The organism is Brevibacillus sp. NSP2.1, assembly GCF_000470975.2.
Taxonomy (GTDB): domain Bacteria; phylum Bacillota; class Bacilli; order Brevibacillales; family Brevibacillaceae; genus Brevibacillus; species Brevibacillus agri.
This window is the reverse complement of record NZ_CP048274.1, coordinates 5,050,687-5,067,006: the sequence shown is the minus strand read 5'-3', so window position 1 is coordinate 5,067,006 and position 16,320 is coordinate 5,050,687. Positions and strand designations below refer to the sequence as shown.

Annotated in this window: 17 protein-coding genes; 10 read left to right on the top strand and 7 right to left on the bottom strand. The window is 53.5% G+C overall.

Features of this window, described 5'->3' with window-relative positions:
- Positions 1–22 precede the first annotated feature (22 nt).
- Complete coding sequence (purD, locus tag M655_RS24710) at positions 23–1,300, top strand: phosphoribosylamine--glycine ligase (protein ID WP_005826773.1); 1,278 nt, start codon at positions 23–25, stop codon at positions 1,298–1,300.
- A gap of 69 nt (positions 1,301–1,369) precedes the next feature.
- Here purD and M655_RS24705 read toward each other — a convergent pair whose 3' ends face one another.
- The 4 genes from M655_RS24705 to M655_RS24690 form a co-directional block, all read right to left on the bottom strand.
- Positions 1,370–2,578 (bottom strand): MFS transporter, encoded by a 1,209-nt coding sequence (locus M655_RS24705; RefSeq protein WP_007787151.1) that lies wholly within the window; start codon positions 2,576–2,578, stop codon positions 1,370–1,372.
- 11 nt (positions 2,579–2,589) lie between these two features.
- Positions 2,590–3,033, bottom strand: coding sequence for a MarR family winged helix-turn-helix transcriptional regulator (locus M655_RS24700; RefSeq protein ID WP_005826776.1), 444 nt, complete (start codon positions 3,031–3,033; stop codon positions 2,590–2,592).
- A gap of 126 nt (positions 3,034–3,159) precedes the next feature.
- Positions 3,160–3,294, bottom strand: coding sequence for an EYxxD motif small membrane protein (locus M655_RS24695; protein ID WP_005826778.1), 135 nt, complete (start codon positions 3,292–3,294; stop codon positions 3,160–3,162).
- A gap of 18 nt (positions 3,295–3,312) precedes the next feature.
- Positions 3,313–3,855: a YgaP family membrane protein gene (locus M655_RS24690; protein ID WP_026558320.1), complete on the bottom strand. Its 543-nt coding sequence runs from the start codon at positions 3,853–3,855 to the stop codon at positions 3,313–3,315.
- Positions 3,856–4,051: 196 nt separating this feature from the next.
- Between M655_RS24690 and M655_RS24685 the strand changes: the two genes are divergently transcribed.
- The 8 genes from M655_RS24685 (at position 4,052) to M655_RS24650 (ending at position 13,354) form a co-directional block, all read left to right on the top strand.
- Positions 4,052–5,809 (top strand): adenine deaminase C-terminal domain-containing protein, encoded by a 1,758-nt coding sequence (locus M655_RS24685; RefSeq protein WP_026558319.1) that lies wholly within the window; start codon positions 4,052–4,054, stop codon positions 5,807–5,809.
- A 313-nt stretch (positions 5,810–6,122) separates the two neighbouring features.
- On the top strand, positions 6,123–7,373 hold the full coding sequence (locus M655_RS24680) for a branched-chain amino acid ABC transporter substrate-binding protein (protein WP_005826785.1): 1,251 nt from the start codon (positions 6,123–6,125) through the stop codon (positions 7,371–7,373).
- 156 nt (positions 7,374–7,529) lie between these two features.
- Positions 7,530–8,480: a branched-chain amino acid ABC transporter permease gene (locus M655_RS24675; protein ID WP_025844394.1), complete on the top strand. Its 951-nt coding sequence runs from the start codon at positions 7,530–7,532 to the stop codon at positions 8,478–8,480.
- A 9-nt stretch (positions 8,481–8,489) separates the two neighbouring features.
- Positions 8,490–9,773, top strand: a complete 1,284-nt coding sequence (locus M655_RS24670) for a branched-chain amino acid ABC transporter permease (RefSeq protein WP_007787158.1) — start codon at positions 8,490–8,492, stop codon at positions 9,771–9,773.
- A gap of 21 nt (positions 9,774–9,794) precedes the next feature.
- Positions 9,795–10,571, top strand: coding sequence for an ABC transporter ATP-binding protein (locus M655_RS24665; protein ID WP_005826793.1), 777 nt, complete (start codon positions 9,795–9,797; stop codon positions 10,569–10,571).
- A gap of 14 nt (positions 10,572–10,585) precedes the next feature.
- Entirely contained in the window at positions 10,586–11,293 is a 708-nt protein-coding gene (locus tag M655_RS24660) for an ABC transporter ATP-binding protein (RefSeq protein WP_007787160.1), read from the top strand.
- 289 nt (positions 11,294–11,582) lie between these two features.
- On the top strand, positions 11,583–13,061 hold the full coding sequence (pdxR, locus tag M655_RS24655) for a MocR-like pyridoxine biosynthesis transcription factor PdxR (protein WP_005826797.1): 1,479 nt from the start codon (positions 11,583–11,585) through the stop codon (positions 13,059–13,061).
- A 47-nt stretch (positions 13,062–13,108) separates the two neighbouring features.
- The gene (locus M655_RS24650; protein WP_026558318.1) at positions 13,109–13,354 is read left to right on the top strand and encodes an AzlC family ABC transporter permease; all 246 of its coding nucleotides are present in this window, start codon (positions 13,109–13,111) and stop codon (positions 13,352–13,354) included.
- Here the strand turns inward: M655_RS24650 and M655_RS24645 are convergent.
- From M655_RS24645 to M655_RS24635, 3 genes are all read right to left on the bottom strand, one after another.
- Positions 13,331–14,535 (bottom strand): IS3 family transposase gene (locus M655_RS24645; RefSeq protein WP_420796659.1). Its coding sequence is split into 2 segments (ribosomal slippage): positions 13,331–14,280 and positions 14,280–14,535, totalling 1,206 coding nucleotides; the frame shifts between segments, so codons are not numbered across the junction. The two genes, M655_RS24650 and M655_RS24645, sit on opposite strands and share 24 nt — an antisense overlap.
- A gap of 72 nt (positions 14,536–14,607) precedes the next feature.
- Positions 14,608–14,943: an IS3 family transposase gene (locus M655_RS24640; RefSeq protein WP_026558317.1), complete on the bottom strand. Its 336-nt coding sequence runs from the start codon at positions 14,941–14,943 to the stop codon at positions 14,608–14,610.
- Positions 14,934–15,266 carry a transposase gene (locus tag M655_RS24635; RefSeq protein ID WP_005837502.1) on the bottom strand — a complete coding sequence of 111 codons (333 nt, stop codon included), beginning with the start codon at positions 15,264–15,266 and terminating at the stop codon, positions 14,934–14,936. The genes M655_RS24640 and M655_RS24635 overlap by 10 nt, the downstream gene beginning before the upstream one ends.
- 373 nt (positions 15,267–15,639) lie before the next feature.
- On the opposite strand from M655_RS24635, the gene M655_RS24630 reads away from it, so the two are divergent.
- A complete protein-coding gene (locus tag M655_RS24630) occupies positions 15,640–16,284 on the top strand; it encodes a hypothetical protein (RefSeq protein ID WP_005830358.1) in 645 nt (214 codons plus the stop codon).
- The last annotated feature ends 36 nt before the right edge of the window (positions 16,285–16,320 follow it).

The following is a 16,320-nucleotide window of genomic DNA, read 5'->3' as shown; positions in this document are numbered from 1 at the left end:
TCAATAACAGGAGGATATCCCCATGAAAGTATTGGTAATTGGCGGCGGCGGCCGCGAACACGCCATTGCCTGGAAGCTTTTGCAAAGCCCGAAGGTAGAAAAGGTGTACTGCGCTCCGGGAAACGGCGGCACAGCCGAGATTGCCCAGAACGTACCGATTGGCGTCAATGACTTTGCGGCGCTAGCCCAGTTCGTCAAAGACGAAGGCATTGATTTGACTGTCGTAGGACCAGAAGATCCACTGCTCGGCGGCATCGTGGACTTTTTCCAGGAGCGCAACCTGCCGATCTTTGGGCCGAATGGCAAAGCGGCGATGATCGAAGGCAGCAAGTCGTTCGCGAAAAGCTTGATGAAACGCTACAACATCCCTACTTCTGCCTACGAGTCGTTCATCGACTACGAATCGGCGAGCGCGTATGTGCGCCAGCAAGGGGCGCCCATCGTCGTCAAGGCTGACGGCCTCGCCGCAGGCAAAGGCGTTGTCGTGGCCGAGACCGTAGAGGAAGCGGAAGAAGCGCTCCGCCAGATCATGCAGGAGAGCGTTTTTGGCGCAGCGGGTACGCGCGTGGTCATCGAGGAGTGCATGTTTGGCGAAGAGCTGTCCCTGCTCTCCTTTGTCGACGGCGAAACCGTGAAGCCGATGATTACCTCCCAGGATCACAAGCGCATTTTCAACGACGACCGCGGCCCGAATACAGGCGGCATGGGGACGTACGCCCCGGTTCCGCACATGTCGGCCGAACTGGTCGATACGATTGTGAAAACCATCGTTCAGCCGATGGCGTCCGGGATGGCGAAGGACGGTATTCCGTTCAAAGGCATTCTCTACACTGGACTGATGATTACCGAGCAAGGACCAAAAGTGGTCGAGTTCAACGCCCGTTTTGGCGATCCGGAGACGCAAGTGATTTTGCCGCTGCTGGAGACGGATTTGCTCGACATTTTCGTGGCGACCGTTAACGGAGAGCTGGACAGCCTGGACGTGACCTGGAAAGAAGGAAGCGCCGTCTGCGTCGTCATGGCAGCTCCCGGCTATCCGGGCGATTATCCGAAGGGCAAGCGGATCGACGGCCTGGCGCAAACGACAGAAGGCGTTACCGTATTCCATGCTGGCACCAAGCAAACAGACGAAGGCATTGTGACCAGCGGCGGCCGCGTGCTCGGCGTAGTCGGAACCGGAGCCGACCTCGAACAAGCGCGTGAAGCGGCGTACGCGTCTGTGCAGGCGATTTCGTTCGAAGGAGCGCAATACCGCACGGACATTGCGGCAAAAGCGATGAAGCACCAGCAGCAAAAGTAACAACCACCGAAAAAAAGCAAAGAGGCAGTCCCGTTCGCCGATGAGGCTCGAACGAGGACTGCCTTTTCCTTATAGACCGATATGTTCGCCTGCCAGCCGTGCCTTTTTCCCTTTGGCTGCCACAAGCTGCGACAAGACGTAAACGCCGAGGAACAACAGCATGCAGGCGGCTGACCAGCGGTACATGACCGAGTAGCTGGAATGAGTCGCAAGCACGCCGAGCAGCATGGAGCCTGCGGCGATGCCGAGGTCGATGGAATTGAAGAACAGGCCGTTTGCCATGCCGCGCTGCTCTGGCGCGACGACTTTGACCATCCAGGCTTGAATCGACGGCTGGATCATGCCGTAGCCGAGTCCGTAGAAAAAGGCCGAAATCAGCAGCAGCGATTCGCTGGTCGTCACCGACAGGAGCAGCAGGCTGACGCCCACGAAGATCGCGCCTGGCGGCAGGACGGCGATATGGCCCTTGCGATCGTACAGCTTGCCGGAAAAAGGCCGAATCAAAATCATGGCGAGTGCGTTGGCGAGGAAAAACCAGCCCACGTTGGCGATGTGGGTTTCTTTTCCGTACAAGGCCAGAAAGCTCAAGATTCCGCCGTACGTAATGGACAGGCAAAAATTCAGGCTGACGGGCAGCAGCAACTTTTTGTCAAAAAAGCGGGCAAACCCTTTGACGGGCGCTGCTTTGGGCGCTGGCGCCATGCGCAGGCTGTAGGAGCGGATCATGTGCGCCAACGGGAAAATCGCAGCCACAAGCAGCACGAGCGTCAAAAGCATCGGGCCGATTCCGAACGATTGCAGGATACCAAGGCCAATCAGCGGGCCGAGCGCCATCGCCAGACTGGTGGACAGGCCGAAGTAGCCCATCCCTTCCCCGATGCGCCGGACGGGAATGACGTTGGACACGACCGTCGGAAACGCTGTGCTGCCCATGCCAAAGCCGATGCCGACGAGAACGCGCAAAAACAAAAACAGGGCGATATGCCCGGCCCAGTAGTAGCCTGCGCTGAATATCCCGACAGTGCACAGCGCCAGCATCGCGATGACTTTGCTGTTTTTCGTTCGCAACGCTTCCCCGGTCAATGCGCGTGCCACTACGGCTGCCAACGAAAACAGGCTGATGACCAGGCTGACGACGAAATCGTTTGCCTGATACGCCTGCTTCACGTAGGCCGGAAACGTCGGCGTCTGCATCTGGATGGTGAGGAACAACAGCATGTTGCATACAGTAAGCAGGACGAAATCCTTCGTCCACAGTTTCTCTCTACTCTCTCCCAACGTGTTCACTCCTATTCTTGTGTATGGCGGTTTACATTCTCATTGATCTCCAGCAGTATTTCCCGCAAAAAAGCGAGCTTCTCCGGCGAAATCCCGGCGAAGATGTCCGCTATCGCCTTGGCCTCGGCGGGAATGGCCTTTTCAATCCACTCCCTGCCATTCGGCGTGAGCGTGATGAGATAGGCGCGGCGATCGTGTTCGCTCAGCTTTTTTTCAATCCAGCCTTTTTTCGCCAGGTTGTCGAGAATGCGCGTCATGGTCGGCTGGTCTTTGGCGGAGCGCAGAGCCAGCTCTTTCTGGTTGATTCCGTCCTCTTCCCGGAGGCGGTACAAGACGGCAAACTGCTCCGTCGTCAGGTCGAATTCGCGCAAAAACAAGGACACATAATGAATCATGCGCCTGTACGTATTGCCGATCAGAAAGCCGATCGGTTCATGTTGCCAATGGTCGATCATGAGAAGAACCTTCCTTTGCTCGCGAAATTAATTGTTTTGACAATTATATGCATAGCAATTAATTTTGTAAATGGAAAAACCGCCTGCGACGAAACGAGGCGGTTTGTATCCTTGGGAGCTGTCAGCTTATTGCCGATAGCGCCCTTTTCGCTTGGAGGCGTAAAAGGCGTAATAGCCGACTACGCCAATGACACCGACGATCATGGCTGCGACGAACAGATTGTGGGACAGCCATTCATAGAGGGGAGTTCCGACGATCATGAGCGCGTCGCCTCTTTTCTACGAGTAAGTGGGGTAGCGTGTGCTGCTGTCGTCCTTTTCCTGCGAGCGGTAGGAAATAAACTCGCGGGCAGCTTGTTCGAGCAACTGGTCTTCGGCAGACAGCTTGCCTTTTTTGGATTCGTTTTGCTGCGTCGCGGTATGCGTGTTTGCAGCAGCAGCCTGCGGTTTTGTGTTTTGCGCGTCTGCGGCGGCTGTAGCAGTAGTGCTTGACTCCTGCTTATTGTGCTCCTTGCCTTTTGCGGAAGTGCCGCTGCCGCTAAACGCACCCGTCACCTGATTCATGACGGTTTGAATCCCTTTTTGCTTCATTTGATCCATCATGCCCGACATGCCGTTTGCCTTGATCGTGTTAATGCCCAGCGCTTTGTACATCGGGCAAAAACGGGTGGCGCCTTCCGCTACCTTCATGGCGGAAAAAGCCATTAACAGCCAGGGGGCATTGTACGGGCGACGGCTCATTTTGCCTATGCCGTAAGCCAGGCCCAAGAGGCCGCCCGTCATGCGGATGATTGCATCTGTAGTTCCAACGTTTCTTTGCATCTGTGCTCGCCTCCAGTCGCGTCTTCTACGCATTAGTCTGTGATAAAGGCAAAAGGACAACCCGTGGAAATTGCAGGTCGAAGTGTTCCGGCAAGCAGGGGAAGTCTTCGCGGGCGGCGAAGCAGTAAAGCAATGTCAATATGAACGATCATTCAGTCGATGCAGACGACGATGGACAGCGAGGGGAGAGAAAAGCATGCGAGTTCGAGCTTTATCAGAGGAAGCGTACCGGAATCTGCTCCGCGTGAGCAAAAGACAGGCGCCGGCCAGCTTGTGGATCAAGGGAGCCAGCGTCCTGAACGTATTTACAAAAGAATGGCAGGAGCATCATGTAGTCGTAGCCGGGGAGCGGATTGCCTACGTGGGGGAAAAAGAGCCGCTGACAGACGAGCATACGGTGATCGTCGAAGCGGACGGAAAGTACGTCGTGCCCGGCTACATCGAGCCGCACGCCCATCCTTTCCAATGGTACAACCCGTACACGCTGGCGGACTTTGCATTGGAGCGGGGGACGACCACGCTCGTGTCCGACACGTTGATGCTGATGAATTTGCCGCCCGAGCAGGTGGCAGCGCTGATGGAGTCTTTGTCCGGCCATCCGGTCAAACAGTTTTTCTGGGCGAGACTCGATCCGCAAACAGGTAAAGAGCACCCGCAATTCACGAAGGAAGGGCTTGCTCGCATGCTCGAGCATCCTCTCGTCGTCCAGGGCGGAGAGCTGACGAACTGGTCCGGCGTGCTGCAGGAGGACGAGACGCTGCTGTTCGGCTTGAAGCACACGCGCGATCTGGGCAAAAGAATGGAGGGGCATCATCCCGGCGCTTCCTACGAAACGCTGAACATTGCAGCGGCGGCCGGAATTACCGCCTGTCACGAAGGAATTACGGCGGAGGATTTGCTTCAGCGGCTCCGGCTTGGCATGTACGCCACCTTGCGCCATTCCTCGATTCGCCCGGATTTGCCGGAGCTAGTCAAAGGATGGCTCGCGCTCGGGTTGCCGTGGTCGCCCCGGGTGATGCTGACATCAGATGGCAGCACCCCGCCGATGCACCGCAACGGCTTCCTCGACGGGACGATTCGCGTCGCGATAGAAGCGGGCATGCCGCCGGAAGAGGCGTATGTAATGGCGACGCTGAATCCGGCCGTCTACTACGGGCTAGACGCCGAACTCGGCGGAATCGCGCCGGGAAGAGTGGCAGATATGCTGCTTCTGCGAGCCAAGGACGACCCTGAGCCGCTTGTCGTCTTTGCCAACGGACAAAAGGCGGCGGAGGAAGGCAGATTGCTCATTCCCACAATCGAGCCGCGCTGGGCGGACTACTCGTTCCCAACCGTCGATTCGCTGCAGGACAAAACGCAGGCAGAATGGTTCACGCTGCGCCCTGACGAAGACGGCAAGGTGCCGGTGCTGAACATGCTGAATGCCGTTATTACCCGCATGACGCTGGAGCAGCTTCCGGTAGACGAGCACGGCTTCGTCTCGCTGGCGCACGACCCGCAACTCGCCCTGATTGTCAGCGTCGATCCGGCAGGGAAAAGCCGCACGGTTGCAGTACTGCGCGGCTACGGCGAGCATATCGAGGGCTTGGCCAGCTCCTATACAGCGTCCGGCGACTGGCTTGTCATCGGGCGCGACCCGCAGGCGATGGCGGCAGCGCTTGCGCGAATCAGAGACATCGGCGGCGGAGTCGTGCTGATCGACGAGGGGCAGATTGCCTGCGAATGTCCGCTGCCGCTTGCCGGAAAATTTTCCCCGGCTCCGATGGAAGAAGTGATTGCCATGGCGGAGAATTTGACGGCCAAGCTGCGGGCAAAAGGCCACGCGCATCTCGATCCGCTCTATTCTCTCCTGTTTTTCACCGCCACTCACCTGCCTTATGCGAGACTTACTGCGGAAGGCATCGCAGACGTAAAAACAGGGCAAATTCTCGTCCCGGCACTCCCTCTGCAATAGAGGGAGTTTTTGTTTTGGGAGCCGTAAATATAATGGATAACATTAACGCTTTATTGTGATAAAGCAAAGATATAATTATTTGATTTCAATAGCAGGGAATGAAATCACGAGTATGTAAGCATTCGGTATATGATTGGAAAAAATATTTACCTCTTGTAAATTATCAGATTTATTTTACAATAAATAATAGCCAAGCCACATCTATCTTCCGTCCTAACAGAAAGAGTGCTCACAGAGTCGCAACCTGGTAAGTAGGGTAGATCGTCTGGCGAGGACAAAAATAAAGAATAATTAAAGGGGGATTCAATTCCGCATGAAAAAACTCTCTCACATCAGTATTTTATCTGCGGTATTGGCGACGAGTGTGGCACTCACAGGTTGCGCAGGAACCAGCAATTCATCAGGGGGAACCAACACAAGCGGAGGTGGTCAGCAGTCGGCGCAAAACCAGACGAGCACTTCCGGTAGCGGCGGCGGAGCAACAGACGGTGGTGTCATCAAAATCGCAACCCAAACCCCCCTCTCCGGGAACCAGTCCTCTCTCGGAGACGCGATCAAGACGGGTGCCGAATACGCGCTGAATCTGCGCAAGGAAGAATTCAAAAAGCTCGGCTTCGACATCCAGCTCTTCCCGCAGGATGACCAGGCGGACCCGAAGATCGGCGTATCGAACGCGGAAATGCTCATCTCCAACCCTGACGTGTACGGGGTAGTGGGCCATCTGAACTCCGGCGTAGCGATTCCTTCGTCCGTGAAGTACGAGGAAGGCAAGCTGGTCATGGTGTCTCCGGCCAATACGGCGGTGAAGCTGACCGAGGAAGGCAAGAAAACCGTACACCGGATTTGCGCTCGCGACGACGCCCAGGGACCGAAAGCGGCCATGTATGCGAAAAACACGCTCGGCGTGAAAACAGCTTTCATCATTCATGATAAGACCGCATACGGCCAGGGCTTGAGCGACCAGGTGAAGCTGCAGTTTGAAAAAGACGGCGTGCAGCTCCTCGGCTACGAAGGCATCACGCAAGGCGAAAAAGATTACAGTGCCGTACTGAACCAGGTAACGGCAAAAAACCCTGACATCATCTTTTTCGGGGGACTTTATCCGGAGGGCGGAATTTTGGTCAAGCAAGCCCGTGAAAAAGGATACAAGGGATATTTTATGGGTGGCGACGGTTTGGACTCTTCTGATATGATTAAAATAGCCGGCGATGCCGTCGAAGGTGTCGTGTTTACGTCAGTGGCAGGTGACGTGACGCAGACCGAAGAGGGCAAGAAGTGGGCCGAAGAGTACAAGAAAACGACGAACAAACCTCTTGAAACCTACTCCGTCTACGGTTTCGACTCCATGAACGTCATCCTCAACGGCGTCATGGAAGCAATCAAAGCGAATGGTGGCAAAAAACCAACACGCGAGCAAGTCCTCGAAGCAGTTCACAAAACGAAAGATTTTCAGGGGCAATTCACAAAAGTTACCTTTGATGAAAAAGGTGACAACGTAAACGCAGATGTATTCATTTACAAGTATGACAAGGACAAGTCCACTTTTGTAGGCAAGGCCGAGTAATCGCAGCCAACATCACCGTACACTCTTTCATGCCTCATACAGTCCGGGGCGGCACGCTTGTGTTCGCCCTTTTCTACTGAAACTCACGTCCAGTCATGCGAATGGATGCAGAAAATTTCTACAAGTTTATTGAGAAGTGAGGGATGGGAAAGCATGATGCTCAACATTTTGCCTCAGGTGTTGGTTGACGGATTAACACTTGGATTCATGTACGCAGTCGTGGCCTTGGGCTACACAATGGTTTACGGGATTTTGGAATTTATCAACTTTGCTCATGGAGAAATTTTCATGGTCGGGGCCTTTGTCGGTACAGAGGTATTGTTGATCTCTGACGCCCTGGGGGCTTTGGAAGGCATGAACCCTTTTGTCGCACTATTCTTGACACTGATAATCGCCATGGTGATTACGGGTGCGCTCGGAGTAGGAATCGAGCGGGTCGCCTATCGGCCGCTACGCGGAGCGCCGCGCCTCGTGCCACTGATTTCTGCCATCGGTGTATCGTTTTTGCTGCAAGACCTCGTTCGTTTTACGGAAGCGCTGGCTCGCAATGAATTTTATCTGAACAGTCCAACTCTTTTTACTGGTTCGATTTCTTTAGGCAGTTTCGCTGCGATTCCAGCCAAGGGCTTGATTGTAATTGTGCTCGCCATTGTGATGATGATTGCGCTGACGCTGTTCATTAACAAGACAAAATGGGGAATCGCCATGCGGGCCGTAGCGCAGGATCAGAGCACGGCTTCGCTGATGACCATAAATGTAGACAAAGTAATCATGCTTACGTTTTTGATCGGGTCCAGTCTCGGCGGAGCGACAGGCGTGCTGTTTGCGCAAAACTACGGGACGATCGACCCTTATATCGGCTTCATTCTCGGATTGAAGGCATTTACCGCAGCCGTTCTCGGCGGGATCGGCAACCTGCGCGGAGCCATGGTGGGCGGGGTGCTGCTCGGGCTACTGGAATCGCTGTCTGGCGCTTTCATGGGGCCGCTGACCAACGGCGCATTCGGTGCTGAGTACAAAGATGTGTTCGCGTTCAGCATTCTAATCCTCGTGCTTCTCTTCAAGCCGGAAGGGCTGTTTGGCGAAGCTGTGAAAGAGAAAGTGTAGGTGAGACCAATGGCAAATCTGGCCTGGAAAACGTTCAAAGGAATCCCGCTCGCGCTTACGTTGGTTTGGATCGCCGGCTTCGCGGCTGCTCTGCATTTTATGGACAAATCAGTCATCGCGTTTCTCGGCATTCTCTCCTCAATCGTGCTCGTCTATTACACGAATACGTCCAAGACGATCAAGATGATTGTCGGGGCCGCTGTCCTGCTGATTATCATTCCGCTGGTCGCGGGTGAAAACCGCTACTACATGGAGGTCGCTTCGCAAGTCGGCATCTACGTGGCAATGGCGCTCGGACTGAACATCGTAGTCGGATTCGCGGGGCTGCTCGATTTGGGCTACGTCGCCTTCTTCGCTGCTGGTGCGTATGCCTACGCGATTTTCTCGACCTCGCAGGCGAATGAATTTATCGCGGGCAACCTGTTCCCGCTCTCTGGTGACTGGTTTTGGCCGTTCCTCATCGTCGGCTTGATCGTGGCCGCGATTTTCGGGATATTGCTCGGTCTGCCGGTGTTACGGGTAAAAGGGGACTACCTCGCCATCGTTACGCTCGGTTTTGGTGAGATTATTCGGATTATTTTTAATAACCTGGACAAACCGATCAACATTACAAACGGTCCGCAAGGGATTACCCCGATTCCATCGCCGGAGCTGTTCGGCATCAAGATGGGGACGCCGTTTTACTTCTACTTTATCGTCCTGTTCGTAATCGCCTTTATCGTCCTGGCGAATATCCGCTTTGAGCATTCCCGTTTGGGCCGCGCGTGGATCGCCGTGCGCGAGGATGAGCTTGCGGCGCAGTCTATGGGGATCTCGCTGTTGAATACAAAGCTGGCCGCGTTTGCGACAGGCGCTTCCTTCGCAGGGGTGGTCGGGGTTATTTTCGCAGCCAAACAGACTTTTATCGATCCGACTTCGTTTACGCTGATGGAATCAATCGGGATTCTGGTCATGGTCATTCTCGGCGGAAGCGGAAGCATCCCGGGCGTCGTGCTTGGAGCCGCTTTTGTCACCATTTTGCAGGTGCAGCTCCTGAAAGAGTTCTCCAACTTCCTGCACAGCCTGCAGCAATCCGGCATCATCAACCTGCCAAACCAGTTGGACCCGTCCAAGTTCCAGCGGCTCATCTTCGGGATCATGCTGATTCTCGTCGCCTTGTATCGTCCAAACGGACTGATTCCGGCCAAGCGGAAAAAGAACGATCTCGACGCGATCAAAGAGAGCGAGTATGGCAAACAAAAGCTGGGGATTCTCGGCAAGCTGTCCCAATTGGCTTCTGGCAAGCAGTCATAGCGGACGAGGAGGGAAAAGGGCATGGCATTGTTGGAAGCAAAAAACTTGACGAAGCGCTTTGGCGGACTGGTAGCCAACCAGGACGTTTCGATTTCCATAGACAAGGGAAGCATTACGGCAGTCATCGGGCCGAACGGGGCCGGGAAAACGACTTTTTTCAACATGATTACCGGATTTTACGTGCCGGATGAAGGTGAAATTCTCCTGGACGGCAAAAGCATCAAAGGGCTGCGTCCCGATCAGATCGCAAGCCGCGGGATTACCCGGACGTTCCAAAATATCCGGCTGTTCAAAGAAATGACGGCGCTGGAAAACGTGATGGTCGGCGTTCACAGCCGCTTGTCAGCCGGGTTGCTCGGCATTTTGTTCAACACCAAGCGCGTACGGGTCGAGGAAGAAAAGGCCCGCGTAGAAGCCTATCAGCTTCTGGAGTATGTAGGCATCGCCCATATCGCCAACGAAGCGGCGGGTAGCCTGCCATACGGATTGCAGCGTCGGCTGGAAATCGCTCGGGCGATGGCGACGAATCCGCAGATTATTTTGCTCGACGAGCCGGCGGCGGGTATGAACCCGCGCGAGACAGTCGAAATGACCGACTTTATCCGCAAGCTGAAACGCGAGCTTGACCTGACGATTATCTTGATCGAGCATGACATGAAGCTGGTCATGGGACTCAGCGAATACATTCACGTACTGGATTACGGCCGGAAAATTGCGGAGGGAACACCGGAGCAAATCCGCAACAACCCGAACGTAATTGAAGCCTACCTCGGCAAAAGTGCGTCGGAAGTGTCGTAGAAGGAGGAAAAACGATGGCATTGCTAGAGCTGAATAACGTTCATACCTATTACGGCGGTATCCACGCATTGAAGGGATTGAGCATTACCGTCAACGAGGGTGAGGTCGTCACCTTGATCGGCTCCAACGGGGCGGGAAAATCGACCACCCTGAAAACGATCTGCGGCCAGACCCGCGCCAAGGAAGGCAAAGTGATCTTCAACGGCAAGGATATTACCCAGATGCGCACCCACGATATTGCCAGTGCGGGAATCGCCCATGTGCCGGAAGGCCGCCGGATTTTTCCAAAGCTGACCGTGCGCGAAAACCTGGAAATGGGAGCGTTCGGCGTATCGGATAAACAGGTGATCGAGGAAGGCATCGAGCGAGCTTTTGCTTACTTCCCGCGCCTCAAGGAACGGATCGACCAAAAAGGCGGGACGATGTCCGGCGGTGAGCAGCAAATGCTGGCGATCGCGCGCGGACTGATGATGAAGCCGAAAATTCTCATGCTCGATGAGCCGTCAATGGGCTTGGCTCCGATTCTCGTCGAACAAATTTTTGACATCGTCACAGAGCTGAACAGGGAAGGCATGACGATCCTGCTGGTAGAGCAAAACGCGAACCAGGCGCTTTCAGTGGCGCACCGCGGCTACGTGATCCAGACAGGTGAAATCATTTTGAAGGACGATGCGCAGACTCTGCTGGCAAATCCACAGGTTCGGGACGCTTATCTCGCGTAAAACATGCGATCAAAGAAGTCAGCCTGTTACGGACAATAGGGTAAGCTGGGGCCGATGGAGACTTTTCTCCGTCGGTTTTTCTTTTCCCGGAGAATAACTTTCAGGCTACGAGGCGGGTACCAGACGGTTTCCGCTATGCCGCAAAGCCGCATGCAGGCAAGTTTTCCAACCGGGAGGAAATGTGCAAATTTTCTGATATGATTAAGCATAGACTGACTTGGCCTTCGTGAACATGGACAGATTGAAAAAAAGGAGGCAGGTCAGTTGCAGGGAGAGGAGAAAACAGAACATGCTGGACATCAGTCCCCACTTGGTTGAGGACAAAGAAGCGTTGTATTTGCAGCTCTATCGGTATTTTCGCGCAGAAATCCAGGAAGGCCGGCTGCCTTCGGGAACAAGGCTGCCATCTGTGCGGGCCTTGAGCGGATTTTTGCAGGTCAGCAAAACGACCGTGGAGTGCGCCTACCATCAGCTTTTGGCAGAAGGGTACATTGAGAGCCGGGAGCGCAGCGGTTTTTATGTCGTAGATATGGAGTGGGATGGCCCGCTACCCGAACATGCGGGGAAAAAGAGCGTACCGACCGCTGGCGCGGTTGGCGTTGCCGCTGCGGGTGGGCGCGTGCCGCATGCAGCGGAGCAGCCGGAGGACGGGCAACCAGTTTCCATTCGCTACGATTTTCACCATGCCCGGGTCGATGCGGAGCACTTCCCTTACGAGCGCTGGCGCAAATACACCAACCAGTGCATGCAAAAAGAGAACCGGAGCGTGCTGTATTACGGCGACAGGCAAGGGGAGCCGCTTTTGCGAGAGGAGCTTGCCCGCTACTTGAGCCGTGCCCGCGGGGTGCAGGCGACGCCGGAGCAGATTGTCATTGGCGCGGGTACGCAGATCATGATTAGCTTGCTCGGCTTTTTGTTCGGCCCGCGCGGACAGATTGTCGCCATGGAGGAGCCCGGCTATAACGGGGTGCGTTCCGTTTTTGCCCACCTTGGCTTTGCGGTATGTCCGATTCGGCTGGAGGAGGACGGGATCGACGTGGAAGCGCTCGGGAAAAGCGGAGCGAGATATGTGTACATTACCCCGTCCCATCAGGACCCTTCGGGGATCGTCATGCCGTACGCCAAGCGGCTGAAGCTGCTGCACTGGGCGAACCAGACAGGCGGCTATATTATCGAGGACGACTACGACGGAGAGTTTCGCTATCACGGCCGACCGATTCCTTCGCTTCAAGGGCTGGACACGCACGGGCGGGTCATTTACCTCGGGACGTTTTCCAAGGCGCTGCTGCCGTCGATACGGATCAGCTACATGGTGTTGCCACAGGAGCTGCTTGCCATCTACCACGAGCAACTGGCGGATTTCGACCAGTCTGCGTCGCGGATTCATCAGGAGACATTGGCTCTGTTCATGAAACACGGCGACTGGGAGCGCCATATTCGCAAGATGCGCACGCTCTACCGCAAAAAGCACGATGCGATGCTGCACATTTTGCAGGAGCAGCTCGGGCCTTACATTTTGCTGAAAGGACAGGATGCCGGATTGTCGATGACAGTCGAGGTGGCAAGCGACTGCACGGCTTTGCAGCTTGCGCAAATCGCGGAGGCTGCGGGTGTGCGCGTCTACCCTACCTCACACAAATGGATGGAACCGCAGCCAAAAGCGCTGCCTGCTTTCCAGTTCGGCTTTGGCGGCATGACGACGGAAGAGATGGAGGCGGGCATCCGGCTTTTGCAAAAGGTGTGGGGGCCGTACTTGCGGAAGCGCTGAGACAGCTTGCACAAGGCGGTGGCAACAGAGAAGGGAGAGCATCGAGCGTGTCGCAGGCGTTGTTTGTAAAAGGAATGAAACAAATTTTTCCCGTGGCCGCCGCCGGAATCGTGGACGGGATGGTGTTTGGCATACTAGCCAGGCAGGCTGGGCTGGGAGTGACGGAGGCGATGCTGTTTTCGCTGCTGGTCAATGCCGGCTCCTCGCAGTTTGCGGCGGTGGGCTCGCAGGGCATCGTCGGCTGGCCGATTCTCGTTTCGAACTTGCTGTTAAACGCCCGTCATCTGTTGTGAACCACTGTCAATAGATTGGACACATAAAATCGAGAGAATTACACCACACATCGGTACATATGTTCGTATTGATTGGGCGTGAAGTACCCAATGGATGCGTTTTCCATTATAAAAGCAAGTGATATACTCAAATATCGCTCTTTTCGCTTGTTCTCTCGTTTTGAATTTTTCCAGATAAACGAGTTCTTTCTTCAGTACGCTGTGGAAAGACTCGATGCAGGCGTTATCGTAACAGTTTCCTTTGCGGCTCATGCTTCCGATCATCTGGTATTTCTCCAGACGCTTCTGGTACTCAGTCGAGGCATACTGGCTGCCGCGATCAGAGTGGTGTAAAAGCCCCGGAGCTGGTCGCTGACGGTTGTAGGCTTGATCTAGCGCGGCGATCACGAGTTCTTTTGTCATCCGCTCCCCCATGTGAAAGCCTACGATCTTACGCGTATACAAGTCCATCACACTGGCTAAATACAACCAGCCTTCGTCTGTCGGGATATAAGTGATATCCGTCATCCAGACCTTCCCCGGCGCGTTTGCGGTAAACGTTTGGTTTAGCACGTTTTCGGCCACAGGCAAATGGTGCTTCGAATTCGTTGTCGCCTTGTATTCCTTCACCGTACGGGATTTCAGCCCGAGCCTTTTCATCGTACGAGCGACGGTTTTCTCGGAAACCTGAACCCCTTCCTTTTTCAGTGCTTCCAAGACCTTCTTACTGCCGTACAAACGTCTCGAATCCAGGAAGACCCGCCGGATTTGTTGCTCCAGCTTTTCTCGACGCTTCGCCCGATCGTTCTTCTTACGCCGGGTCCAATCGTAATAACCGCTTCGAGAAACTTGAAACACCTCGCACATCTTCGCGACTCGGAGCTTGGAGCGGTGATCGTGGATGAAAGGGTAGATCAGCGCCGGTCTTTTGCGAAGTAGTGCATCGCCTTTTTTAAGATTTCGTTCTCCTCTTCCAGATCACGGATTCGCTTTTGAAGGTCGCATAGGGCTTTGTCTTCCGGCTTCAGTTGTCCACTGCCTGGAAAGGCTTGATTGCCGTCTTGCTTGAATTCAGCGACCCACCGATAGATGGTATTTTCATGAAGCCCCATTTCCCGGGCTACCTGCGCCACCGATTTCCCTTCTTCTTGGATGAGTCGTACGGTTTGAAGTTTGAATTCCCTGTCGTACTTTTTCGTCATGTTGGACACCTCGATTATGAACGCTTTTATTGTCGCACTCTCGATTCTCCGTGTCCAATGTAAAGTCTAGCATCAGAGTTCTTCTTCTATCAGCAAGCGGTAAACCTTTTTCTTGTTGATGACCAGTTGGTGGTCTCGCCGTAGGCAGACAGTAAGCTTTCGATATCCATAAGCAGATTCTTCATCGGCAATCAGCTCGGATAGCCATTCTTTGATTTGTTCGTCACTGACAGGTTGTCCGTCTTTTGACAACGAATAACCGGGTATAGGTCTTCCTCCGTGATAAACGCGAGGTTTTTGGGAGGCTTTGTTTTTTCGGTAATAGTAGGTTGCTTCCAGGATGCCGACAATACGTAGCACTAGTTTGGCTGTGTACCCCAGCTGTATCCACTTGTCGGCTATCTCCATTTTGTCCGATAAGCTGGGTTCACCTTTTTTACAAGATCACGAAGGATCGCGATTTCCAAGTCCTTTTCTCCCAGTAATTTCTTCAGTTTATCATTCTCCGTTTCCAGTTCCCGAAACTCTCCTGGACTTGGTGTATAGCTTGTTACAGCTTTAGCTTCGGAAGACGTATTCTGCCAATCTGCGTGTTTGGAGTCACGTATCCATCGATACAGCATTTTAGGGTCTATCCCATGCCGTCTGGCTACTTGGCTAGCGTTTCCTACTTCGTGGGCTTCCTGGATCAGTTGTTGTTTGAACTCGATTGAATAGCGTCTCCGTTGCATAAAAATATCCCCCTCTGTTCTTCTGATATCAGCTTAACAAGATAAGGGGGTATGACTCAAATCCAATTTCGGGGCTTAAAAGCTGTAACTGAGGGAGGAATACCGCTAATCTCGTCTTATACCCTTATCTTCAAAAAGGAATTCTTTTTAACCTACACCGTGCCGACCGACTTTCATAGGGCACGGCGTGCGATCAACTACTTAAGAAGTGCTCATTTACTATAGGCTCTGTGAGCATGAATAACTTTGAGATGATAAGGGCTTTGAGTCGGAGCTCATCTTTTCTACCGTTTCCTTTTTAGAAAATTCAAAATACTATCTCTTCCAAATTTTATGTTATTATGTATAAAACGGAAAATGGAGGTAATCAAAAATGTCATTCAAGAAGCTAACGCTCGCTACTGCACTCGTAAGCACTTTAGTATCACCTGGAGTAACTGCTTTTGCCCAATCCAAGCATTCGATTGAACCTGCCGTTACCAAGGAGAAAGTCGGCCAACTAGAGATTGTTGAAAAAGTGTGGGAGACACCAGTCAATTATGATTTTCAGGTCATCGCGAAAGAAAATAGCAAATCAATCATGAAGCCTTACCGATTGGATTACAACGGAACAGACTACGAAGAAACCAAAACGCAAAAATACAAATCCAAAAGTTTCGAAGCGGAAGTAACCAATCGAAGCAATTTAACCGATACGGTTACACGGTCTGTTTCCAGGAAAACCTTCTTAACAGGCAAGGTAGGTACGTCAGGCGAAGGCAAATTCAATATGGGGCTGATCGAAGCGAAGGTAGGGTTCAACGCCGAGGTTTCCTTTGGAACAGAGACCACTACAACCACTACTTACACCTGGAACATCCCTGCCAGAAGCGTGACCACGATCGAATATGGATCAAAAGCCGTTGACACAAAAGGGTATATCACCAAATACATCGATGGGAAGGCGGTAAAGTCCACACGTGTCTATGCTGACTACTCGTATAAAGAATACGCCGACAAAGACCCACAACCGTTGTAATCAACCCGTAAAAATCAAAACTGCGCTAACCATTTG

Coding starts and splice junctions, on each gene's coding strand:
- pdxR (WP_005826797.1), top strand. CDS start 11,583: ATGCTGGACATCAGTCCCCACTTGGTTGAGGACAAAGAAGCGTTGTAT.
- M655_RS24665 (WP_005826793.1), top strand. CDS start 9,795: ATGGCATTGTTGGAAGCAAAAAACTTGACGAAGCGCTTTGGCGGACTG.
- M655_RS24685 (WP_026558319.1), top strand. CDS start 4,052: ATGCGAGTTCGAGCTTTATCAGAGGAAGCGTACCGGAATCTGCTCCGC.
- M655_RS24675 (WP_025844394.1), top strand. CDS start 7,530: ATGCTCAACATTTTGCCTCAGGTGTTGGTTGACGGATTAACACTTGGA.
- M655_RS24640 (WP_026558317.1), bottom strand. CDS start 14,943: ATGGAGATAGCCGACAAGTGGATACAGCTGGGGTACACAGCCAAACTA.
- M655_RS24630 (WP_005830358.1), top strand. CDS start 15,640: ATGTCATTCAAGAAGCTAACGCTCGCTACTGCACTCGTAAGCACTTTA.
- M655_RS24700 (WP_005826776.1), bottom strand. CDS start 3,033: ATGATCGACCATTGGCAACATGAACCGATCGGCTTTCTGATCGGCAAT.
- M655_RS24635 (WP_005837502.1), bottom strand. CDS start 15,266: ATGCAACGGAGACGCTATTCAATCGAGTTCAAACAACAACTGATCCAG.
- M655_RS24660 (WP_007787160.1), top strand. CDS start 10,586: ATGGCATTGCTAGAGCTGAATAACGTTCATACCTATTACGGCGGTATC.
- M655_RS24680 (WP_005826785.1), top strand. CDS start 6,123: ATGAAAAAACTCTCTCACATCAGTATTTTATCTGCGGTATTGGCGACG.
- M655_RS24690 (WP_026558320.1), bottom strand. CDS start 3,855: ATGCAAAGAAACGTTGGAACTACAGATGCAATCATCCGCATGACGGGC.
- M655_RS24695 (WP_005826778.1), bottom strand. CDS start 3,294: ATGATCGTCGGAACTCCCCTCTATGAATGGCTGTCCCACAATCTGTTC.
- purD (WP_005826773.1), top strand. CDS start 23: ATGAAAGTATTGGTAATTGGCGGCGGCGGCCGCGAACACGCCATTGCC.
- M655_RS24670 (WP_007787158.1), top strand. CDS start 8,490: ATGGCAAATCTGGCCTGGAAAACGTTCAAAGGAATCCCGCTCGCGCTT.